We start from the raw sequence: 23001 nt of genomic DNA, 5'->3' as shown, positions 1-23001 counted from the left end.
TCACCTCTCTTCCAGCCCAATCCAGCTCGCCATTCTCCCGGTAATGCCATTTTCTTTACGATACGAGAAAAATAGCTCGGGATTGCAGCTTGTACACCAAGTTGTACATTCGATATGATCCGGCAATATTCCTGCTTTCATCATAATGTGTCGATTGCATTCTTTCAAGTTTAACATCGTTTTGCCATTTGCGGCAGGTCGATATACTTGATTGGATGCAGAGTTCTTGTATTCATCATTACCCGAGGAGTGGTCCAGCCAAACCCGTACATGCTGCATAACCGCTTCATCCACTTCATAACAGCAATCCCCAATGGAGGGACCTATTGCAGCATGGATATCCTGTCTGCGAGTTCCATATTCTTGCTCCATCTTTTCGACCATCGACTCAGCTATACCAGCAACTGTACCTTTCCATCCGGCATGAGCAAGCCCCACCGCTTGATGTACGGGGTCATAGAAATAAAGGGGTACACAATCTGCATAAAAGGAAGTCAGCAGCACACCAGGCACATTAGTGACCAACCCATCCGTATCCTGTAATGCAGACTGTCGATCCAGCAAACCTTTGCCCCGCTCTTCAGCCGTGATTACAGCCACATGTTTACCGTGTACTTGTTCTCCACAAGTCCAAGATTCCAAAGGGAAACCCAGCTTTTCAGCCACAAGTTTGCGATTATTCAGCACGTCAGCCGGATTATCACCCACATGATAGGCGCAGTTGAGACTGGCGTAAGGTGTGCTTCCGACACCACCCTGCCTTGTCGTAAAACCGGCTTTCATATGCTTAAACTGCAATTTCCACGGCTCCACATATAATAACAACGGGTCAGGACCCCAATTTGAGTTCTGGCTTCCCGACCGTATTTCCTTATCCAAAATAAACGGTTCCATCTTCTCACCTCACAACTTCCAGTGTACCAAATGAACCCCGTTCTGTCTCGGTTATATCGTTCGGCGCTGGTTACGATTCAAACGTTCAATACGTTCCACCCGGTCCATCCGGCCGTTCTGTTCGTCATACAAGCGGGCTTCACGGTCGCGCTCATCATAGTTAGTTTCCTTCATTTCATCCATTTTAACCAAAATCACATCCGAACCGATCTTCACAATGTTTCTCCAAGGGATAACCAGATCCGTCCCCCCGCCAAACAGCCCCATAAAACGACTGTAACCTGGCACAACAATCGCTTCAATTCGGCCCTGCTTCAGATCCAATTCCAAATCACTAATCTGACCCAGACGTTTTCCATCCGTAATGTTAATAACATCTTTGGTTTGAAAATCCGAAATTTTCATCCCGCTACCCACCGCTTCACCTGTGTTCACTTTCATTTGGTCCCGCCCCCTGATTAATCCGCTTCTGCCCGTTCTCCACTTCTATACAATATATGTTTCATACGCGAAAAATGTCCTCTTTTTCGAAGGAAAGGCAATGGAACAATTCCAGATTCTCTGATGTCGAAATCCAAAAAGCAAAAAGACGATCAAAGGAATATTCCTCCCTTTAATCGCCTCTTCGCTAACCCCGTGTTACGACTTCACATGTTTCTGCATTTGTTGTATCGCTGATTTCTCCAGACGGGATACCTGCGCCTGGGAAATACCAATTTCATCAGCCACTTCCATCTGGGTTTTTCCTTCGAAAAACCGCATCGACAGAATCATTTTCTCCCTTTGACCGAGACGATGCATCGCTTCACGCAGCGCAATTTCCTCAATCCAGGACACATCCTTGTTTTTGTCATCACTGATCTGATCCATCACATAGATCGGATCTCCACCATCATGATAGATCGGTTCGAAGAGCGAAACCGGGTCCTGGATGGCATCCAATGCAAAAACCACATCTTCCTTCGGCACATTTAGTACCTCAGAAATTTCGAATATCGTCGGTTCACGGGAATTTTTATTCGTCAGGCTGTCACGCACCTGAAGTGCTTTATAAGCAATGTCCCGCAATGAGCGAGATACCCGAATTGGGTTATTATCGCGCAGGTATCGACGGATTTCACCGATAATCATCGGCACCGCGTAGGTTGAAAATTTGACATTCTGGGATAAATCAAAATTATCAATGGCTTTCATCAGGCCAATACATCCAACCTGGAACAGATCATCGACAAACTCTCCCCGATTGTTAAAGCGCTGAATGACACTGAGTACGAGACGCAGGTTGCCATTCACTAATTTCTCTCTTGCTGAGCGATCATGGTGTTGCTGAAGGGAATGAAACAATTCCCGCATTTCTGTGTTGGTGAGGACAGGCAATTTTGCGGTGTCCACGCCACAAATCTCGACTTTGTTTCGGGTCATCGTGATTTACCTCCCAAGGAGAAACATTAATGTACATTATCTCCGGGGTAGGCTTTTTTATTCGCACTTGGCATCCTTGCCATTAATACCCATTATGAAAAATGCTCCTGTTCATACCATCTTGTTGAACTCCTTGCGGAGTCTTTTAATGATTCTTTTTTCGAGACGAGAGATATAGGATTGGGAGATTCCAAGCAGATCGGCGACATCTTTTTGTGTCTTTTCTTCCCCATCCGTCAAGCCAAAGCGAAGCTCCATAATCATTCGCTCCCGCTCGGTTAATTTTTCCAATGCTTTATGCAAAAGCTTCCGGTCTACCTGTTCTTCGATATTCCGATAGATTGTATCGTTCTCAGTACCGAGTACATCGGATAATAATAGTTCATTTCCATCCCAATCAATATTGAGTGGTTCATCAAAAGAAACTTCTGTACGAATTTTACTGTTACGTCTCAGGTACATCAAAATTTCATTTTCGATACAACGGGAAGCATAGGTTGCCAGCTTAATTTTCTTTTCCGGGTCAAACGTATTAACGGCTTTAATCAAACCGATTGCACCGATGGAGACCAGATCCTCGATATTGATACCTGTATTTTCGAATTTGCGTGCGATGTAGACTACCAGTCGCAGGTTCCGTTCAATCAGCATGGCACGGATCGCGGAATCTCCAGAAGACAACTTTTGCAACAGAAATTCTTCTTCTTCACGTGTTAACGGGGGCGGTAGTGCCTCACTGCCTCCGATATAATAAATCTCTTCACTTTTCAAACCAAGCAGAAATAATAAACGATAGTACTGCAGCTGCGCCACCAGTTTCCATTTTACAAGCATGTACGTTCCTCCTATACCACATTCAGCGGCTTTTCTGTTGCTCCCGCAGAGATAGCCGTAGACTGCGCAGAAGCAGCGTCTTGCACAAGCTCAGGGTGAATCACGGCCTGGTATTTTCCATCGGATGACAATACGCCCCCGTCCAACCCTATTAATACCTTTGTCGTCTCATAACACATCTCATCCATCGTTACCTTCACCCGGTCTGGCTTCATCGCCAGCATAAACGCAGTTCCTTTGTTAATACCTCGATAGGGTACAAGCCTTAAACGATCCTGCCAGTGGAAGTCCTCCTGATCGAGCTCCATGATAAGGTTGTCCGGCGCCTCATCCTTCAACCTGCCCTTCCAAGCAGCAGGCAGCATGTCTTGCCATAGCGATACCTCCATTACCATGACGGGCATACGTGAAAGGGGGTCTGTAAGTTGATTTCCTGTATCCAGAAGGCCTGTACAAGAAATAGTCACATCATCAATAAAAACCTCCACTTTACCCAAGTACGTTGTCATTCGGTCTGTTTTTCTTTTGGAGCTCTGCACGGCTTTGAATAGAAAAAGCACGGCAAAAAAGACGACAAACGTGAACCAGAAGGCAATTTTCAAATCAAAAGACATTCCACCTGATGCTGTAAACCAAATGCCGTTGAACAATTCCCCAGAGCTTTGCAGCATGTAGTGCACACCCAGAATTCCCCCAGCGGCGACAAAATTGATTACATAGAAGGTACCCAAGGTCCTCATAAATGCCTGAAGACCCTTAAACCCAAATGCAATACTCAGCATCACCAGAGACAATCCAAACTTGATCAAAAAGGTGAACATAAAATCAAACTCCGGCACAAACATCATGACAACGTACAGCGCACCCACGATCGCGGACAGCAACCATCGCCACCAGACCAGCTTCGTTTTGCGCATCCAGGCCGTCAGTCCGATGAGCGCACCGTCAATACACAGGTTCGTCAAAAAAATAAGATCCACATATACAACCACATTCTTCACCTGCCTGCGCGCAACATATCGAAATAACGTTATCCCGATATTCATGAGCATATTCACAAGTATAAGGAGCTCACTTTTCAAAGTCTGTCTAATCATGGGGGGATCGTTCCAACTTTTTTTGTCGGAATTACTCAGAGCAGTTGTTCAGAATTTGTTCAATACGATGTGATAGGATAATAAAAAAAACAAAAAAGACCCGGTTGCTCCATCAGGAGCACCGGGTCTTCAATGAAATCTATTATCGTATTAATCGTTGTTATTATTACGTGAACGATTGCGCAAAAATGTCGGAATATCCAGCTGATCATTGCTCGGCTGATTTCCGAACGGACGCAAGTTCGGGGAACGGTTATCCGCAGGCTCACTTGCTGGAGCGGGTTTACGTCCTGGTGGTGGGGAAGCAGGTTTATCTTCAAAGCCAGTCGCAATAACTGTGACTTTGATTTCCTCCTTCAGATCCTCATCAATGATGGCACCAAAGATCATGTTCACTTCCGGATCAGAAGCTGACGTAACAATCTCAGCTGCTTCATTGACTTCATACAGGGACAGGTTAATGCCACCCGTAATGTTCATGATAACCCCACGTGCACCTTCGATGGATGTTTCAAGCAAAGGACTCATGATGGCTTTACGTGCCGCCTCTGCAGCACGGTTCTCGCCAGTCGATTCACCGATACCCATCAGCGCAGATCCGCGCTCGTGCATGATCGTTTTAACGTCTGCAAAGTCAAGGTTGATCAGACCCGGTACAGCGATCAAGTCAGAGATACCTTGTACGGCTTGACGCAATACATTATCTGCTTGACGGAACGCTTCAAGCATTGGTGTCTTTTTGTCTACAATCTCAAGCAAACGGTCATTTGGAATGACGATCAGCGTGTCCACTTTTTCCTTGAGAGCTTCAATACCTTGCTCTGCGTGGCTTGAACGTTTACGTCCTTCAAATGTGAACGGGCGAGTAACTACACCCACGGTAAGTGCGCCGCACTCTTTGGCGATTTCGGCAATAACCGGAGCCGCACCTGTACCCGTACCGCCGCCCATACCCGCTGTAACAAATACCATGTCTGCACCTTTCAAGGTGTTCATGATCAAATCACGGGATTCTTCCGCTGCTTTTTTACCTACATCCGGGTTGGCACCAGCGCCAAGACCACGGGTTAATTTATCACCGATTTGCAATTTATGCTCGGATTTCGCGAGGTGCAACGCCTGAGCGTCCGTATTTACCGTAATAAATTCTACACCTTGTACACCGTTTTCGATCATTCGGTTGACTGCATTGCTTCCGCCGCCGCCTACACCGATGACTTTAATTTGAGCCAAGCTCTCCATCTCGAAATCAAATTCCAACATATTATTCCATCTCCCCCTCAATGTGCATGGATGGCCCGTCCAATTTTTGATTGAACCGAATCAATTTCATATATCGACGAACGAAAGCGTTTATTTTAGAACCAGCGCATTCAGACGGCTTCAAGAATTGTATGAAATGGATTCAACCTTTTATATAAATTCGCTGAACATATTTTTCAGCCGTTCGAACAGACCTGGTTTCTGCTCCGATTCCTGGGCCGTATTCGGCTTAGGACGGTTGGTCGGTTTTTTGTTGTTATTATTGTTGTTGTTGTTATTTCCACCGCCGTTGTTGCTCGAGGGACGAATACGCAAACTGCGGATTACACTGTGCAAAATGCCGACTCCGCTAGTAAAGCCAGGGTCACGCACACCGATATAATCCGGCACCGCAACTCGTACCGAAGCAGCAAGCTCATGCTGAGCTACCTGCAGAACACCCGGCATAGAGACCGTACCTCCCGTTAGTATATAACCTCCAGGAAGATCATTGTAACCAAGACGCTTCACTTCTTGAGAAATCATCTGGAATATTTCTTGAACCCTCGGTTCAATAATAGCCGCCAGATCCTCTTGAGAGAATTCCTTGTCTACGTTGCTGCCGATCCGTGTTACTTTGAACATGACATCCGCAGCAGCATCATCCAGCCATGCGCAGCCATATTTTAGTTTTACCTTTTCGGCTTGATCTGTTAATGTGCGCAGACCATAGGCAATGTCATTCGTTACAAACTCCCCGCCAATAGGCAGCGTTGAAGTGGCAACGAGACTGTCTTCTTCGAAGATGGCGATGGTTGTAGCCCCTGCTCCGATATCCACAAGCACGGAACCCATCGTTTTTTCATCCTTGGACAATGCCAGCTGACCTGCTCCAAGTGACATGAGTACCAAATCACTTACTTTCAAACCCGCTTTTTCCACGCAGCGCAAAAGATTATGTATCGCGGTTTTTGCACCCGTAATGATGGTCGCCTCTACTTCCAGACGAACACCAATCATACCACGGGGGTCCTGTATGCCCTCCAAGCCATCTACAACATACTGCTTGGCGACAACATCAATAATTTCCCGTTCCGGTGGAACCGCAATCACTTCGGCTGCTTTCAACACCCGCTCCATGTCTTCTTCTCCGATTTCACGATCCTCGTTAGACACTGCCACGACACCGTGACTGCTCATCAGTCCGATATGATTTCCCGAGATTCCAACATACACTTCGGATATTTGAATACCTACCATACGTTCTGCATGATCCACTGCATTGCGGATCGATTGCACCGTCTGATCGATATCTACGATTACACCTTTGCGAATTCCCTCCGAGTCGGCAGATCCAACTCCAATAATATTAAAGGTTCCATTATTCATTTCCCCAATAATAGCGCGAATTTTGGATGTACCGATGTCCAAACTAACAATGATGTCATTGTTGCTCAAGTCTGTGGCACCTCCTGACTCCAAATAGTAAAATACGTTCGGGTTTAAACACTCTTAAAATATATTCAACACACTTTAGGCTTTCCCTCTTTTTTCTACAATTTTTTTGGGTGCCAAGATCTGGTTGCGAGACATAAAACCTTGAAGAAAAAAGAAGGAGGCAACTCAAGTGCCATAAGTTCAAGTGTATCATTTTTTCTTCGTCTCAGAAAGAACAACTTTCACTGGATAAAAGGGGCTAAACCCCGATCCCGCCTGGTTTTAAATACTGATCAACCGAATAAAGGCGGAAATCAGGGAGTTGCTCCTGGTTCAGCATCTTCTTCCGGGTTATCCGGAATGAAAGGCACGTACGTATCGGCCTCCAGCATCGTGATTTTCCCTGGACGTTCCGTCTCAATGACCTGGTTGAGATACTCTACCTTATCGGACAATAGAGAAACGGTTGTAATCACTTCAAACTGTGACTTGGTATACATCCGAATCTGATCCGGGAAAGAAGGTGTAGGATTCGGAATAATCTCTGAAATATCCGTCGTTAGTTCATTCGGGATCTTGGCCAACTCTTCACTCAGCTTAGCCTTGAGCGGATCATCCGCCTTCCACTGGGTCAAAATCGGTTTCTCAACCGCAACACCAATGGTGGCAGGGACCGTTAAGCTTGTCCCGCTTGCCAGTATGGCTTTTAGCGTACCGTCAGAACCAAGTTCATACGCAACCGTTGGATATTCCTGCACCTTGATATGAATAGTCCCTGGAAATTGTTTATCCACAGTTACGGTTGATATAGCCTTGATCGTTTTCAGTCGCTCAATCACATCAGCAGAGGTTGTCCCAAAAAACTGTTCGCCCTCCTTCAGCCCACTTTTCTCCAGCAGTTCTGAAGTCGTTGTGTATACATTACCCGTAATCTCAATTGCCGAAATCCGACTCATCGAAGAACGAAAAAAAAGTACAGCAAGTAATACAATAAAAAGAAGTAAGAGAATAAAAACAATTTTACGGCTTGTGTTTCGTTTGGGCCGATTCTTCTTCAGAACCGGAATTTGACTTTTAGGCATAGGTCGCGCTCCACAAAGCCTCCGGCCCCCTTCCCTTAAGAAGGGGACTCAAAGGACGTTAATTGGCAAAATCCAGCTGCTTCGAAACGGGGGACTGTCGCTCAACCGAAGCTCCAAGACTCTGAAAGAGCTTCTCGATACGATCGTACCCTCTATCAATATGATGCACTTGCTCCACAACCGTTTTTCCCTGGGCAGCAAGGCCAGCAATAACTAGTGCTGCACCTGCACGCAGATCGGTTGCTTCCACTGTAGCCCCGTACAATCGGGGAACGCCACGGATAAATGCTGCATTCAGGTCTACCGAGATATCGGCTCCCATGACATTCAGCTCATCCACATGTTTGAACCGGCCCTCGAATACCGTTTCCTTCATCACACTGAAACCGTCGGCCAGACTGAGCAGCACCATAATTTGCGACTGCAGGTCTGTTGGAAATGAAGGGTACGGAGAAGTCACAATGCGGTCTACTGATTTGGGACGGCTCATACAGCTCACCGTCATTATATCATTGCAGACTGTGATTTGAACACCAGTACGCTTCAACACATGTATAAGGGAAGTAAGATGGGCCGGATTGCAGTGTGTAAGCGTTACATTCCCTCTCGTTGCTGCGGCTGCAATCATCACCGTTCCTGCAACGATCCGATCAGGTATAATTTCATAAGAGCAAGGCTTGAGTTTCTCCACACCATTAATGGTGATCGTATCCGTTCCAGCACCGATAATTCGTGCACCCATCGCATTCAGAAAATGTTGCAGATCCTGTATCTCTGGTTCTCTGGCTGCATTAAATATCGTTGTTGTACCCTCAGCGGTAACGGCAGCCATCATAATATTTTCTGTGGCTCCTACACTGGGGAAATCCAGATGAATGTCTGTTCCCACCAGCTTGCGCCCACGGCATATGATCTGCTGATCCAGCTCTTCAATCGAAGCTCCGAGGGCCTCAAGGCCCCGAAGGTGAAGATCAATTTTACGTTCCCCAATGGCACAGCCACCTGGCTGGTACACGGATACTTGCCCAAACTTAGCCAGCAATGGTCCCATCAAAAAAATGGAAGAACGCATCTGCTTCATGAGATCCTCAGGCACATCATATGACCGGATGGACGATGTATCTATCGTCACTGTTCCCTGTTCATGCCGACACGTGCATCCAAGTCGTTCCAGGATATACAGCATCACTTCGATGTCCAGCAAGTGTGGAACGTTGTGCAGCGTAACTTCTCCGTCTGCCAACAAACTTGCGGCCATGATCGGTAAAGCGGCATTTTTTGCTCCATGGATGCGTATGGATCCTGAGAGGGGTTTCCCGCCTTCAATCACCAATTTGTCCAATGTATCACCTCCGGGGTTTACCGTTCACCCACTACGAAGACTTCCGGTACCAGGTTAATACCGTTTTGAGATGATATAGTGTTCTGAATCTGCTGCATTAGGGTGATAACGTCCTCTGCTGTTGCTTGGCCTGTATTGACAATGAAATTGGCATGCATGGTGGATACCTGTGCGCCTCCCTGAGTCATACCCTTTAACCCCGCTGCTTCAATCAGGCGGGCGGCATGATCACCAGGGGGATTCCGGAACACGCTGCCAGCACACGCCATCTGCAGTGGCTGTGTACGGCGTCTGCGGTCTTTATAGGCCGCCATCGATTCCGAAATGACTTTGCGTTCTCCCTGCTGTAGTTCAAATGTAGCCTCCAGCACGATGCCTCTCCGGTCATGCAGAACAGAGTGGCGATAGGCAAATTCCATGTCCTCCTTGCTATAACGTACCAATTCCCCTGTCTCCAGTACAATCTCAGCGGATTGAAATATCCGTGACACATCCGATCCATGGGCACCAGCATTCATATATACGGCTCCGCCGACTGTTCCGGGGATTCCGCTGCCAAATTCCAAACCGGTCCACTCTTTCTTTGCAGCAACAACACTGAGTTTAACAAAGGAATGTGCCGCTCCAGCAGTTACCCCGCCCTCGTGAAATTCGGCATAATCAAAACCTTCTCCCGGTTTCACGACAACTCCGCGTATTCCCTTGTCAGACACTAGCATGTTTGAACCCCGTCCAAGCTGCATCCATGGGATCTGATGTTTGTGCAGCAATTGGATGAGATTGACCATCTGCTCCTTGTTTTCCGGTATGACCAGCGCATCTGCAGGACCGCCGATCTTCCATGTGGTGTATTTGGCTAGCGGCTCGTTTTCAAGAACTTTGCCGACATTGTTCTGGGATAGTAACGATATCCACTGCTGCATATTAATATCCTCCTTTACTTCAAAACCGATGAGCACGGCAGTTTTCGTTGCTGCAAGCCGTGTTGCGGCGCCATGGAACGATTGTCACGATTTATAGGGTATCTTATGTCAGTCCCGCCGTGTGTGTGACAATCGCCCAAAACGCACATTAACGCCCTACAGCAAGACGCCGAATCTCGCTCACAAGCACTTCGGCTGCATCAGGTTTCCCCAGCTGCCGGGAGGCTTCCGCCATCCTTTTGCGCGCCGCTTCGTCATTCATAATTCCAGCAATCGCTTTATATAGCGCCTGGCCTGTCAGATCCTTCTCCAGCATCGTAAGTGATGCACCGCCACCCTCAAGCGTACGAGCATTCGCCTCCTGATGATTATTTGTCACGTTAGGTGACGGAATCAGAATGGATGGAATACCTAGAGATGTAATCTCGGCAAGGAACGATGCCCCTGCACGATTTACGATCAGCGACGTGCATGCAAGAACCTCAGGCATGTTGTGTACGTATGGCAACACATGCAGATGATTTGGCATCGTTCCAAGGGAACTGCGGATCGCTTCACGCGTTTCATCAAAATATGAGTCACCAGTCACGTAGACCACATGCACATCTTCAAGCTTGGCCAGCATCGGTGCCATATCCACCATGGCTTTATTAATTGCTTTCGCACCACGGCTACCACCAACCACAAGAACAACTCGGCTGTCCATGGGTACACCCAATGTCGCAAATCCACGATCACGGCTGGCTTGAGCTACCGTTGTAGCCCTTGGATTGCCGGTATACACAACCTTTTTGGCTCCAGAGAATGCTTTCTCCGAACCCTCAAAACTAACAGCTACCGTGTCCACATACCGAGTAAGGAACTTGTTAGTTAACCCGGGAATGGCATTCTGCTCATGAATAACACTTGGAATACCTAGTTTGGCTGCTGCATATACGACAGGCCCACACACATAGCCCCCCGTACCGATGACAACATCAGGTTTGAATTCCTTGAGCATTTTCTTGGCTTTACGTACACCTTGCAAAAATCTCATCACAGTCTTCACGTTGTCAAAGGACAATTTCCGGCGAAAACCTGTGATATCAATCGATTGAAACGGAATATTCTCTTGTGGCACCAGTTTGCTTTCCAGTCCACGGGTACCACCGATATATAAAAATGTCGAGTCGGGATTCTCCGCCTCACATTGCCTTGCTATAGCAACGGCCGGATAGATATGCCCACCGGTACCGCCGCCGCTTAGAACGACTCGCATCGTACATTCACCTCGCATAACGGGATAAGTTCAATAATATGCCTAACGCTGTCAACATCAAGGTCAGAGAGGAACCACCATAACTGATGAGTGGGAGTGTAATCCCCGTAACTGGCATAAGCCCAATCACAACGCCAATGTTGATAATGACCTGAACAGCCACCATACCCACAATACCTACGCCCAGAAGGCTGCCAAAAGCATCTGGTACCGTCATGGCTACACGCATCCCTCTCCATACCAGGACCAGGAACAGCAATAATACAATCATTCCACCAATGAAGCCAAGCTCTTCTGCCAAAATGGAAAAAATAAAATCCGTCTGTGGCTCGGGTACATAGCTGTATTTTTGCCGACTCATACCTAGCCCCAAGCCGGCAAGTCCTCCCGGGCCGATCGCATATAAAGATTGAATAATCTGATATCCGGCGCCAAGTGGATCAGACCACGGATCCAAAAAAGCCGTTATTCGCTGCAATCTGTAAGGAGCTGCCGCAATCAACGCGGCAAATCCCGCTACACCGCCTAGGGCAAGAAGCAAGAGATGCTTCATCCGTGCTCCTGCTGTGAAAATAATGAGCATTGATGCACCCAGCATTACTGTGCCTGTCCCCAAATCGGGCTGAAGCATAATAATACCAAAGGCCAAACCAATCAAACCGAGCGGCGGCAGAAGCCCCGTCGTAAACGTTTTGATTTTGCCGGGTTCCTTACTTAACCAATGAGCCAGAAACAGGATCATACCCAGTTTCATGAATTCCGAAGGTTGTATGCCGAATGAGCCAATGCCCAACCAGCTTCGTGCTCCTCCGCGAACCACTCCGATGCCAGGAATCAGCACCGCAATCAGCATTATAAAACAGGCAATCAGTATAGGCTTTGCATACTTTCTCCAGACCCGGTAGTCCACATTTGCCGTAACAAACATGGCAGCAAGTCCAAGTCCGGCGAACAGCAGCTGTCTTTTGACAAAGTAAAATGAATCACCATAGTCATGAAAAGCAAGCACCGAGCCCGCACTGTATACCATAATAATGCCGATGGCAAGCAATGCCAGAATACAAATTAGGAGCCAGAAATCCGGCGCCGGTCGCGTCTGTTTCATCAGGAGGCCACCCCTTGCATGGAAGTAGGGGCTTTTCCACCCCCCTACTTACAAGTTATGCGCCGCCTCTTTAAAAATGCGTCCCCGCTCTTCATAGGAAGGAAACATGTCCCAGCTTGCACATGCCGGTGATAACAAGACCACATCACCTGGAGCTGCAAACTGTGAAGCTTCCTGCACGGCAGCGGTTAACGTTTGGGCAGCGTCCTCCTCATTATCGACGACCTTAATTTGCTTTAATCCCGCCAGTTCCGCGACCTTGGCAATTTTCTCACGTGTCTCTCCAATAGCAACCACAGCTTTCACCCGCTCCTGGAATAATGGCAGCAATTCCATCATGTCTGAACCACGATCCAGTCCTCCGGCAATGAGCACGACCGGTTCCTTGAAGGAGTTCAGAGCCATTACGGTTGCTTTGGAGTTGGTCGCTTTGGAATTGTTGTAATAGCCCGCTCCATTATGTTCAAGTACATATTCAAGACGGTGTTCAACCCCCTTGAAGTCAGCCAGAGGCGCAGCAAGCACAGATGGATCGGCTCCAGCGGATACAGCAATAGCTACTGCTGCCAAGGCATTTCCCACATTAAATCGTCCTGGTATTCCGATGTCTTCCACATCAATAATGACATGATGGTTGCCCTGACCGTCTGCATAGATCACCTGGCGCTTCACATCATCCTCTTCCCCATCCACGTAAGGAGGATCAGCATATACCCCTGCTTCGAGCTTCTCTGTCAGCGAGAATGGGAGGAGTCTTGCTTTGATATATGGAACTAGTCCGCGGCATACCGGATCATCCCAGTTCAGGATAGCCACATCCTCCGGTTGTTGGTTGGAGAACAATTTGGCTTTGGAAGCCACATAATCATCCATGTCCCCATGATAATCCAAATGAGTCTCCGCCACGTTTAGCAAACTGGCAATACGCGGACGGAAATCGGATGTGCCTTTCAGTTGGAAACTGCTAAGCTCCACCACCATCCAGTTATCCGCAGAAGCCTGCTCTGCCGCCTCACACAATGGCGTTCCAATATTACCGGCAACGATTGGTTTCAAACCGGCAAGCTCCAACATGTTGCCTACCCACGTTGTTGTGGTTGTTTTCCCGTTGGAGCCCGTGATCCCGATCATAGGCGCAGCGCATAAATGGTAAGCTACCTCCACCTCAGTCACCACTTCTATGCCTAAGGCAAGTGCCTGTTGCACAGGAGGCGCCTGATAAGGAATGCCCGGATTTTTGACTACAAGCTTCACATCACTATGAATCAGGTCGTCCGGATGTCCACCGCATACAACAGAAATTCCCAAAGCCTCCAATTCGGATGCTTCGGGACACTGTTCTCTCTCTTTTTTATCATTAACTGTAACGATTGCGCCGGCACGGTCCAGTACTTTAGCGACCTGCACGCCGCTCTTGGCCAGTCCAAGCACGACCACTTGTTGTCCACGATATGATTCAGGATGATTCATTGTTTACAACCCCTTGTTGAGATAAAGTCCGAGAGCGGCCAAAATGGCGCCTACCGCCCAAAAAGTAATGACAACTCGCCATTCCGACCAGCCACTCAGTTCAAAGTGATGATGAATCGGGCTCATTTTGAATACGCGTTTGCCACGAGTTTTGAAAGATACTACTTGAATGATAACGGACAGGATTTCGATGACGAAAATACCGCCAATGATGACAAAAAGAAGTTCTGTCTTCGTCACAATGGCGACGGCACCAATCGCACCACCAATTCCGAGTGAGCCTGTATCTCCCATAAACACTTTGGCCGGGTGTGCGTTATATACCAGGAATCCAAGTACCGCCCCAATCATCGCCGCCGCACATACTGCTGCTGGCATTGATGTTGCCTGCATCGCCACAATGGCAAATGCCCCAAATGCGATGGCGCTCACGCCGGACAGCAAGCCGTCCAGACCATCGGTAAAGTTAACTGCATTCGTGATGGCAAGCATCATGAATACCACAAACGGATAGTAGAACCATCCCGTCCAGTCGAAGGAGACTGATGTACCCGGAATCGATATGGCTGTACTGTGTCCATTCTGGATCAGTAAGTAGCACATCACTGCACTGAAAAACAACTGACCAATCATCTTTTGTCTAGCCGTCAGCCCTAGTGAACGTTTGAATACAATCTTGATGTAGTCATCCAGGAAACCGATCAGACCGAAGCCGAGTGTAGCCACCAGCAGGACGTAAAAGTCTGTATTTTTGACCGCTGAAAATTTCAAAAAGGCCAATGTGAACGCGAGTAAAATAACTACTCCGCCCATTGTAGGTGTTCCGCTTTTTTTCAGATGGCTCTGTGGCCCATCTTCCCGCACCTGCTGTCCGAACTTCATTCGACGCAGCAATGGAATTAAGAGCGGTGCAGCAATCACCGCCAAAATAAATGAAACACCGATTGTTAACAGTAATACCTGAAAATCCATGGGTTCACCCCTCTAGTCTACTCTATTCTGTAATGGAGCTATTTTTAGCGCTTCGACCACATCCTCCAGTTTCATGCCCCGGGAGGCCTTAAACAAGACAACATCTCTGGATTGGAGATTCTCCAGTAGATATCGGGTCAATGCTTCCTTGCTCTCAAAAGTGTGTACGGCTTCTGCTGGCATGTTTTGTCTTGCTCCTTCTGCGATACTCGCAGATAAAGGGCCGTAAGCCAGCACCATATTCATTTTGTCGGGTGTAATGTATTCACCGATTCCCCGATGGAGCTCATGCTCCTGAGGCCCCAGTTCTAGCATATCACCGAGCACGGCGACTTTGATCCGATACCCCTTGAGGCCCTCCAGCACATCCACAGCGGCTTTCATGGAGGTTGGACTAGCGTTGTAAGCATCATTAAGCATGGTCAAACCACTGACGCCGTTAATAATCTCGATGCGCATGCCGGTTAATTTCAGACGTGACAGTCCTGCTACAATCTGTTCAGCAGCCACTCCAAAATGACGGGCAACCGCTAATGCAGCAAGACAGTTGACCACATTATGTGTTCCCAATAATGGCAGTGTAAGAGCACTCTCTCCAGACTGCTTGGTGGTAAAAGCGACCCCACTCTGTACATTCATAATTCCAGTAGGATAATCATCATTATCCGTCTGCAAGCCAAATGTATACCGCTGAAGTCCTTCAGGCAGCTTAGTCGCTGGCTCTGCCAGAACCTGCTCAATCAATGGTTCGTCGCCGTTATATATCAACAATCCACCTGGTTTCATTCCATCAGCAATTTCAACTTTTGCCCGAGCAATCTCCAATCGAGATCCCAGTTGAAGTAGATGGGATTCTCCAATATTCGTGATGATTGCGACATCCGGCTGGGCAATTAAAGATAATTCTTCAATCTCCCCCCGGCCGCTCATGCCCATCTCCAGAATTACGATCTCAGTGTCCGGTTCCATGCTAAGTACGGTAAGTGGCAAACCAATATGGTTATTGAAGTTACCTTGGGTCTTATGCACTTTGAACGTTGTAGAGAGAATGGCATCCACAATGTCCTTTGTTGTTGTTTTTCCATTGCTGCCTGTAATGCCTACAACGGAGGCCTTGTTTTCTCTTAGATAGGAAGACGCAAGCTCCTGTAATGCAACCAGAGTATCCTCCACAATAATCACAGCACCTTGAGGTGCAACTCCGTGATCCTTTTGCCATAAAGCCCCGGCAGCGCCTTTCTCTACACATGTTTGCACAAATTCGTGTCCGTCAAACCTTTCGCCAACAAGAGGGATAAAGAGACTGCCTTGAACCGGCTTACGCGAATCTGTAAATACACCTTCAACACCAACATCACCATAAGTAGCAACGTCAGTTAGTGTTCCTCCACACATCTCGGCCAATTGTGCCATTGTTCTTTTTATCAATTGGATTTGCCCCTTATCGCTTCTTTCGCTATGATCCGATCGTCAAAATCCGTCTTGGTTGTGCCGATAATTTGATAGGTCTCATGCCCCTTGCCCGCAATCAATACTACATCGGCAGGGCTTGCCATTTCAATAGCCTCATGAATCGCCTGGCGCCGATCCACAATCATCGTATAACGGTCAGGTTGAATGGCATCTTCAATCAAGCCTTGTTCAATATCCTTGAGAATCAGATCGGGATCTTCTGTCCGCGGATTATCGGAAGTGACAAATACGATATCGCTATACTTCGCTGCAATTTTACCCATTAGAGGCCGCTTCGTACGATCTCGGTCACCACCACATCCAAATACACAGATCACACGGCCTTCAGCAAATTCTTTCACCGTCCGCAATACGTTCTCCAGGCCATCTGGTGTATGAGCATAGTCAACAATGACTGCAAACGACTGTCCTTCGTCAACAGCCTCAACACGTCCATCTACGCCCGGCACCGTCTCCAAACTACGTTTGATCTCCTCCAGCGGAATATCTTCAACCAGAGCAGCAGCGATGGCAGCCATTGCGTTGTACACATTAAATTTGCCTACCATGCGTAAACGAATATCGGTGCTGCCTCTGAATGTATCTACATGGAAAGAAGTCCCCTGCGAGGTAATTGAGATCTGGGATGCGCGAACATCCGCATTTTCCTCCATGCCGTATGTAATGACTTCAGCTGCAGTTACAGATATAAAATAGGCAGCAGCTGGATCATCTGCATTGATCACTGCAAATTTGCGCTTGGAAGCATCTGCGGTATATCCGTTACCCAACCGTGCAAAGAATAGTCCTTTGGCTCCGCGATATTCCTCCATGGAATGATGGTAATCCAGATGATCCTGCGTCAGATTGGTAAATACAGCCGTGCGGAATTCCGTCCCCTTCACCCGACCTTGCTCCAAAGCGTGGGAGGAAACTTCCATCACACAACAGTCCGTGCCAGCTTGAACCATATCATTCAGACTGCGCTGCAGATCAAGTGCTTCCGGTGTAGTGCCTGACATCGGGTACGTGCGCCCGTCATACCGCATTTGAATGGTCCCGATTAATCCTGTTTTTTGACCAAAGTCACTCATGATTTTTTCAATTAAATAGGTAGTCGTTGTTTTTCCGTTAGTTCCCGTTACACCAATCATATTCATCTTGAGGCTTGGCGAGTCAAAAAAGGAATCCGCCAGTACAGCCATGGCGAAACGGCTGTCTTTTACCAGCAACTGCGGAACAGGCAGATCCAGCTCTCGTTCCACAACAAGAGCAACAGCTCCAGCGTTTACAGCCTTCTCAGCATAGTCATGTCCATCAACTGTATGCCCTGGAAGACAGATAAACAGATCTCCCGGTTGTACCTGGCGAGAATCTGTCTGTAGGTTTTGACATTCTGTATTTGGTTCGCCTATGACACGGGCGGTTGTCAGCAATGATGAAAGTTGTTTTAAAAGCACATGAATAACCTCACTTTTTCCAAGTTTACTTCAATTTCAACAGTTCTCTGTAATCATTAATATCGTCAACACAGCCAATTAATGAAACGCAACTCAGTGCATTTTGTTGCGGTGGTGATCAAGAGCCCCATCAGGGCTCTTGTCCTTCCTCCTTGGTATGATCATGAATATCATTCAGAACATCACCCATATAGATCCGTATAGTAGAACCCTGATCAACCCGCGCTCCTGGCTTTGGAGCCTGGTTAATGACATATTTCCCACTGCCGGATTTAGCCAGCATAAAGTTCATATTCAGATCCTCATACAGGTCTTCGACCGTAGCTCCTGTCAGATCGGGAACCGTCACGATTTTCGTTTCTCCATACTTGTATTCTTTGGCTACCTGATCCTTCCGAACCGGAACATTCATATAATGCAGCGCATCCTCTAGAATGTTCTGTACGATCGGTGCAGCAACCACGCCGCCGAACTGAATTCCTTTCGGGTTATCCACCGCAGTATACACAACAATCTGCGGATCATCCGCCGGAGCAAAACCGATAAAAGATACAATATGCTCGGTAGAGGAATAACGTCCATTAATTACCTTCTGGGCTGTACCCGTTTTGCCGCCAACCCGGTATCCATCAATAAACGCCGGACGTCCCGTACCCTTGGCAACGACACTCTCAAGTGCTTCACGTACTTGCTTGGACGTATCTTCCGAGATGACTTGTCGAACCAGTTCCGGCTTGGCCTCTTCCATCACTTCACCCGTTTCCGGATGAACCCAAGCCTTTGTAACATATGGCTTGTATAGTTTACCACCATTAATAGCTGCTGACACAGCCGCTACCTGCTGAATCGGCGTAACGGATACCCCTTGACCAAAAGCAGTGGTCGCAAGCTCCACAGGTCCAACCCGTGACAGTTTAAACAAAATCCCGCTGGCCTCACCACTCAGATCGATGCCTGTTTTGGTGCCGAATCCAAAGTCTTTAATATAGGAGAATAATGATTCTTTGCCCAGTCTCTGACCTAGTGCAACAAATCCAGGGTTGCAGGAATTCTCCACAACTTGCAGGAAGGTCTGGCTTCCATGACCGCCCTTTTTCCAGCAACGCAGGCGAGCGCCTCCAACTTCAACAAATCCGGGATCATAGAACTGATCCTGCGTCAGATTTACTTTCTTCTCTTCAAGTGCTGCTGCAAGCGTAATAATTTTGAACGTTGAGCCTGGTTCATACGTCATCCAGATCGGTAAATTCCGGTTGTATACATCGGCCGGATATTGCTGATAATCAGCTGGTTCATATCCGGGTCTACTGGCCATACCAAGGATTTCACCCGTCTTAGGGTTCATTGCAATGGCAAGCGCCGAGTTGGCCTGGAATTTGACCATAGCCTGATCCAGCTCGCGTTCCATGATGGACTGAATCGATTTATCAATAGTCAGCTTGAGGTTCAGACCATCCTTCGGTTCCACATACTTCTCAGATGAGCCCGGCATTAGCCTTCCGGCCGCATCGGACAAGTAGGACACACTGCCATTCAAACCGTTCAGTTTATCATCATACTTTTTCTCTACACCCGTTAAGCCCTGATTATCAATGCCTGTAAAACCAAGAATATGGGCCGCCAGATCATCATAAGGATAAAAGCGTTTATTATCCTCAGCAACAACGATACCCGGAAGCTTCAAATCACGGATGTGCTGAGCCTTCTCCATCGTAATTTTGCGGCCACCGGGTTGTAGTCGTACAATTAGTTCTCTTTTCTTGATGGTTGCCAGCACTTTCTCTTCGGTCATCCCCAGCAAAGGAGCCAGTGCTCTTGCTGTTGTCTCCGCTTCCTTCACCTGGGCAGGAATCGCCATAATGGTTGGTGTGGTTATATTGTAGGCGAGAGAGGTTCCATTTCGATCCAGGATCTCTCCCCGTTTGGCTGAATAAGGAATATTCCGCCGCCAGGACTCTTCCGCTTTCGCAGATAGTTCCGGCCCTTTCCCTAACTGTACATAAGCAAGCCTAATCACCAAGGCTGAGAATAAGAGAACTAAAATCACTAAACTCCATAACAACCTGCGCCGCAGATTTACGCTTGACCCCTTCACGAAAAGATCCCCCCACTCGTCCCAAAATCATGATTGTGTTCAATTCATGAATATTCAGGACAACCGGGGGTTAGAACAAGCTGTCTGTGATCTCTATGGAAGCGAAGCCCCATCCGATGTGTTATCAGATGATTTTGTCTCATTTGAAGGTGGATTTGTAGTATCGGTTTTGCCTGTTTCTTCGGTGTTCGCCGTTCCATCAGCTTCTCCCTGATTGTTAGTCTCGTCCCCTAATGCTGGATCAGAAGACTCGGGAGCTTCATCTGCTATACCGGTAACTGCCGCTTTGGCCGTCTGCAGCACAAGCTCAACCGTTCTCTGTTCGCCTGCCACCTGCTCCGTTTGCTTCACCACATATCCTTCACCTTTAACGGTCACGCCCACTTTCATGAGGGAGAGCACTTCAAGTGCATCTCGTAGTGATTCGCCGGTCAGATCAGGGATCTTCATTTTGCTGCTTTCTTCGGTCAACAGGTAGATTCGTTGGCCAGGATTCATGGCTGCACCTGCCACAGGATACTGGCGAATGACATTTTCACCTTGACCAAGCGTCTCATAGGCAATTCCGGCGTTCAATAGTTGGCTTCTAGCCTGTTTGGCTGTCTTACCTGACAGATCAGGAGCTTTAGCTTGAACGACCGGCGTTGTTTTTGACTTTTTGTCAGTGGTCTTTACTGTATCTTTGGGAACTCCCATGTACTGAAGAGTCTGGCTCACAATCTTCTTGAATACGGGAGCAGCTGCAGTACCTCCGCCAATATTGGAACCATCTGGCTGGTCAATTACAATCAACATCGCGATTTTGGGATTATTAACGGGTGCAAATCCGATAAACGAAACGACGTCTTTGGATTTACTGTATTCCCCGTTCACTACTTTTCTAGCAGTACCCGTTTTACCTGCAACTCGGTATCCTTCGATATAAGCATTGCGCCCTGTACCAATCGTTTGGTCAGCTACAACCTGTTCCAGATAACCGCTCACCAGTTTGGAGGATTCCTTGGAAATCACCTGACGAACAACCTTCGGCTTGATTACTTCTGATGTACCGTCATTCGGGTTAATAATTTCCTTCACCAGATGCGGTTCCATAAGTTTGCCGCCGTTGGCAATTGCCGAAATGGCTGCTACCTGCTGGATTGGTGTTACCTGTACAAGACCATGACCATATGCTGCTGTGGCAATTTCCGATTTATAAACCAGCGGCTTGATTGGTGAAGCCGATTCACTCGGCAGATCAATGCCCGTCTTTTTACCAAAACCGAATTGGTCTATGTAATGACGCAAACGTTCACCGCCAAGCATGTTATAACCCAGATTAACAAACGCAATGTTACTTGAACGTTTGACACCTTCCAAGTAGGAAATCCGTCCATAGGCGTGACCGTTATCACTGATTGGGTAGCCACCAATATAGACTCGCTTGGATTCAAACGTAGCATTCGGATCAAACAGCTTCTCTTCAACCGCACCCGCCAGAGTAACAATTTTAAAAGTAGATCCTGGTTCATAGATGGATTGTATCGCATGGTTGATAAAATTTTTCTGATCCGGCGTTTCCGCATACGTATTAGGATTAAAGGTCGGCCAATTGGCCATTCCTAAGATTTCCATGGTGTTAGGATCTGCTGCAATGACAGTCATGCTCAGTGGATTGTACTGGGCAACAGCTTCTTTCATTGCATCTTCGATGTAGTACTGAATTGTATCATCAATCGTCAGCTTTAAGTTGCTTCCATTCTGCGGTGGAAGGTAGTTGTCCTGGGAATCAGGCAGCTTGTACCCTTTGGCATCATTTTGGTAGTTCAGATAACCATCTGTACCTGTAAGCTGTTCATCATAGGAGACTTCAAGTCCATTAACAGCCTTCCCATCACGGCTCATGTATCCCAGCAAATGAGAGGCGAGCGTTTCTTCCGGATAATATCGCTTCGACTCTTGTGTCATGACAATCGCATTTTGACCCTTGTAGTCATCTTTCAGTTCTTTGCGAAATTCTTCTACTTTGGTAGCCAAATCAGGGTTAATTTTATACCCTTCACTTCGCACTTCACGTTGTTGAAAGAATGTCCCATCTTGCTTTTTCGCTGTTACAAGTGCGCGCATTTCACTCTCGCTTTTACCCAATAAGCTAGATAATTTGTTAGTGACCACATCTTCAATCCCAAGTTGATTAATTATCTTTGGGTTAACGGACACCGTGTATGCAGGCGCATCCGTCGCCAAAATGTTACCATTGCGGTCTGTGATTGTCCCGCGACTCGCCTTGATGGTTTGTTCGCGTTCAACCAATCCAGCTGCTCTTTCCTGCCAAATACCGCCATTAACAACCTGAATAAAAAAGATTCGGGTTATTAATACAAGAAAAAAGAGGGTAATACATCCCCCTATAAGCAGCGTGCGCATCTTTATTCTTTTTACCATCGGTACACCTCTTTTGCTTCAGCACTTTGTAAGGATTGATACAAAATGTTCTACTTATTTGCTGTATCCGAGGACGATTCAGTACCTGTCGAGTTCGTTGTACTTGTTGAGCGAGGTACAAAAATGACATCCTTGCCGGAAGCCTCAACGTAACCAAGCTTGCGAGCATTCTCGATGACCAAATTGTTTAGTTTTTCTTTTTCCACTTGCAAATCTGCAATCGTTCTCTCTGCTTCTCTCACGTCAGACAACGTTGTCTGTGCCTGCTTATTCAGATCATAGATGTGAGCGTAACGCGACATCATAACACCGCCCACAACAATGACTGCAACCAGAGTAATCAGATACAAAAATTTCTCGCGTGCCGGAAGACCGGTACGACGGGTCACCACTTTGGTGGTTTCCTTGTACCGCTGCTGGGTCACACGTTCTTGGGACGCTTTTTCTTTCACTGCCAGATTACCACGTGTATATGCCATACTCCGACTCTCT

The 23001-nt window shown here is 47.4% G+C and carries 19 protein-coding genes; all 19 read right to left on the bottom strand.

The features are described 5' to 3' along the window. A complete protein-coding gene (pgeF, locus tag CS562_RS24575) occupies nucleotides 1-894 on the bottom strand; it encodes a peptidoglycan editing factor PgeF (protein ID WP_076288133.1) in 894 nt (297 codons plus the stop codon). A gap of 51 nt (nucleotides 895-945) precedes the next feature. Beyond that, nucleotides 946-1299: a YlmC/YmxH family sporulation protein gene (locus tag CS562_RS24570; protein ID WP_076288299.1), complete on the bottom strand. Its 354-nt coding sequence runs from the start codon at nucleotides 1297-1299 to the stop codon at nucleotides 946-948. Between the two features lie 234 nt (nucleotides 1300-1533). Further along, nucleotides 1534-2316, bottom strand: a complete 783-nt coding sequence (gene sigG, locus CS562_RS24565) for an RNA polymerase sporulation sigma factor SigG (RefSeq protein WP_024628410.1) — start codon at nucleotides 2314-2316, stop codon at nucleotides 1534-1536. Between the two features lie 111 nt (nucleotides 2317-2427). Beyond that, nucleotides 2428-3150: an RNA polymerase sporulation sigma factor SigE gene (sigE, locus tag CS562_RS24560; RefSeq protein ID WP_017687308.1), complete on the bottom strand. Its 723-nt coding sequence runs from the start codon at nucleotides 3148-3150 to the stop codon at nucleotides 2428-2430. Between the two features lie 11 nt (nucleotides 3151-3161). Then, complete coding sequence (gene spoIIGA / locus CS562_RS24555; protein WP_063567038.1) at nucleotides 3162-4142, bottom strand: sigma-E processing peptidase SpoIIGA; 981 nt, start codon at nucleotides 4140-4142, stop codon at nucleotides 3162-3164. Nucleotides 4143-4397: 255 nt separating this feature from the next. Then, nucleotides 4398-5510 (bottom strand): cell division protein FtsZ, encoded by a 1113-nt coding sequence (gene ftsZ / locus CS562_RS24550; RefSeq protein ID WP_063566980.1) that lies wholly within the window; start codon nucleotides 5508-5510, stop codon nucleotides 4398-4400. A gap of 150 nt (nucleotides 5511-5660) precedes the next feature. After that, nucleotides 5661-6947 (bottom strand): cell division protein FtsA, encoded by a 1287-nt coding sequence (gene ftsA / locus CS562_RS24545; RefSeq protein WP_076288132.1) that lies wholly within the window; start codon nucleotides 6945-6947, stop codon nucleotides 5661-5663. Nucleotides 6948-7240: 293 nt separating this feature from the next. Next, nucleotides 7241-8008, bottom strand: a complete 768-nt coding sequence (locus CS562_RS24540) for a cell division protein FtsQ/DivIB (protein ID WP_099858478.1) — start codon at nucleotides 8006-8008, stop codon at nucleotides 7241-7243. A 58-nt stretch (nucleotides 8009-8066) separates the two neighbouring features. Continuing rightward, nucleotides 8067-9350, bottom strand: coding sequence for a UDP-N-acetylglucosamine 1-carboxyvinyltransferase (gene murA, locus CS562_RS24535; protein ID WP_053781219.1), 1284 nt, complete (start codon nucleotides 9348-9350; stop codon nucleotides 8067-8069). A 17-nt stretch (nucleotides 9351-9367) separates the two neighbouring features. Continuing rightward, the gene (murB, locus tag CS562_RS24530; RefSeq protein WP_099858477.1) at nucleotides 9368-10273 is read right to left on the bottom strand and encodes a UDP-N-acetylmuramate dehydrogenase; all 906 of its coding nucleotides are present in this window, start codon (nucleotides 10271-10273) and stop codon (nucleotides 9368-9370) included. A gap of 148 nt (nucleotides 10274-10421) precedes the next feature. Further along, the gene (gene murG / locus CS562_RS24525) at nucleotides 10422-11531 is read right to left on the bottom strand and encodes an undecaprenyldiphospho-muramoylpentapeptide beta-N-acetylglucosaminyltransferase (protein ID WP_099858476.1); all 1110 of its coding nucleotides are present in this window, start codon (nucleotides 11529-11531) and stop codon (nucleotides 10422-10424) included. A 7-nt stretch (nucleotides 11532-11538) separates the two neighbouring features. Beyond that, nucleotides 11539-12636, bottom strand: a complete 1098-nt coding sequence (spoVE, locus tag CS562_RS24520; RefSeq protein WP_099858475.1) for a stage V sporulation protein E — start codon at nucleotides 12634-12636, stop codon at nucleotides 11539-11541. A 48-nt stretch (nucleotides 12637-12684) separates the two neighbouring features. Continuing rightward, nucleotides 12685-14106, bottom strand: a complete 1422-nt coding sequence (murD, locus tag CS562_RS24515) for a UDP-N-acetylmuramoyl-L-alanine--D-glutamate ligase (protein WP_099858474.1) — start codon at nucleotides 14104-14106, stop codon at nucleotides 12685-12687. Between the two features lie 3 nt (nucleotides 14107-14109). Continuing rightward, complete coding sequence (gene mraY / locus CS562_RS24510) at nucleotides 14110-15078, bottom strand: phospho-N-acetylmuramoyl-pentapeptide-transferase (RefSeq protein WP_063566988.1); 969 nt, start codon at nucleotides 15076-15078, stop codon at nucleotides 14110-14112. A 12-nt stretch (nucleotides 15079-15090) separates the two neighbouring features. Beyond that, complete coding sequence (locus tag CS562_RS24505) at nucleotides 15091-16503, bottom strand: UDP-N-acetylmuramoyl-tripeptide--D-alanyl-D-alanine ligase (protein ID WP_099858507.1); 1413 nt, start codon at nucleotides 16501-16503, stop codon at nucleotides 15091-15093. Then, the gene (locus CS562_RS24500; RefSeq protein WP_099858473.1) at nucleotides 16503-17990 is read right to left on the bottom strand and encodes a UDP-N-acetylmuramoyl-L-alanyl-D-glutamate--2,6-diaminopimelate ligase; all 1488 of its coding nucleotides are present in this window, start codon (nucleotides 17988-17990) and stop codon (nucleotides 16503-16505) included. The genes CS562_RS24505 and CS562_RS24500 overlap by 1 nt, the downstream gene beginning before the upstream one ends. A 130-nt stretch (nucleotides 17991-18120) precedes the next feature. Next, nucleotides 18121-20085: a stage V sporulation protein D gene (locus CS562_RS24495; RefSeq protein WP_053781224.1), complete on the bottom strand. Its 1965-nt coding sequence runs from the start codon at nucleotides 20083-20085 to the stop codon at nucleotides 18121-18123. 93 nt (nucleotides 20086-20178) lie between these two features. After that, nucleotides 20179-22509: a penicillin-binding transpeptidase domain-containing protein gene (locus tag CS562_RS24490; protein WP_099858472.1), complete on the bottom strand. Its 2331-nt coding sequence runs from the start codon at nucleotides 22507-22509 to the stop codon at nucleotides 20179-20181. Between the two features lie 50 nt (nucleotides 22510-22559). Continuing rightward, the gene (locus tag CS562_RS24485) at nucleotides 22560-22988 is read right to left on the bottom strand and encodes a hypothetical protein (RefSeq protein WP_099858471.1); all 429 of its coding nucleotides are present in this window, start codon (nucleotides 22986-22988) and stop codon (nucleotides 22560-22562) included. Between the last annotated feature and the right edge of the window lie 13 nt (nucleotides 22989-23001).

It is taken from the genome of Paenibacillus sp. LK1, from assembly GCF_002750415.1.
Taxonomy (GTDB): domain Bacteria; phylum Bacillota; class Bacilli; order Paenibacillales; family Paenibacillaceae; genus Paenibacillus; species Paenibacillus taichungensis.
This window is presented reverse-complemented; position numbering and strand designations above follow the sequence as displayed.

Bases quoted from the DNA above. Each gene is read 5' to 3' on its own strand.
- pgeF (WP_076288133.1), bottom strand. From the start codon at position 894: ATGGAACCGTTTATTTTGGATAAGGAAATACGGTCGGGAAGCCAGAAC.
- CS562_RS24570 (WP_076288299.1), bottom strand. From the start codon at position 1,299: ATGAAAATTTCGGATTTTCAAACCAAAGATGTTATTAACATTACGGAT.
- sigG (WP_024628410.1), bottom strand. From the start codon at position 2,316: ATGACCCGAAACAAAGTCGAGATTTGTGGCGTGGACACCGCAAAATTG.
- sigE (WP_017687308.1), bottom strand. From the start codon at position 3,150: ATGCTTGTAAAATGGAAACTGGTGGCGCAGCTGCAGTACTATCGTTTA.
- ftsZ (WP_063566980.1), bottom strand. From the start codon at position 5,510: ATGTTGGAATTTGATTTCGAGATGGAGAGCTTGGCTCAAATTAAAGTC.
- CS562_RS24540 (WP_099858478.1), bottom strand. From the start codon at position 8,008: ATGCCTAAAAGTCAAATTCCGGTTCTGAAGAAGAATCGGCCCAAACGA.
- murB (WP_099858477.1), bottom strand. From the start codon at position 10,273: ATGCAGCAGTGGATATCGTTACTATCCCAGAACAATGTCGGCAAAGTT.
- murG (WP_099858476.1), bottom strand. From the start codon at position 11,531: ATGCGAGTCGTTCTAAGCGGCGGCGGTACCGGTGGGCATATCTATCCG.
- spoVE (WP_099858475.1), bottom strand. From the start codon at position 12,636: ATGAAACAGACGCGACCGGCGCCGGATTTCTGGCTCCTAATTTGTATT.
- murD (WP_099858474.1), bottom strand. From the start codon at position 14,106: ATGAATCATCCTGAATCATATCGTGGACAACAAGTGGTCGTGCTTGGA.
- mraY (WP_063566988.1), bottom strand. From the start codon at position 15,078: ATGGATTTTCAGGTATTACTGTTAACAATCGGTGTTTCATTTATTTTG.
- CS562_RS24490 (WP_099858472.1), bottom strand. From the start codon at position 22,509: ATGGTAAAAAGAATAAAGATGCGCACGCTGCTTATAGGGGGATGTATT.
- CS562_RS24485 (WP_099858471.1), bottom strand. From the start codon at position 22,988: ATGGCATATACACGTGGTAATCTGGCAGTGAAAGAAAAAGCGTCCCAA.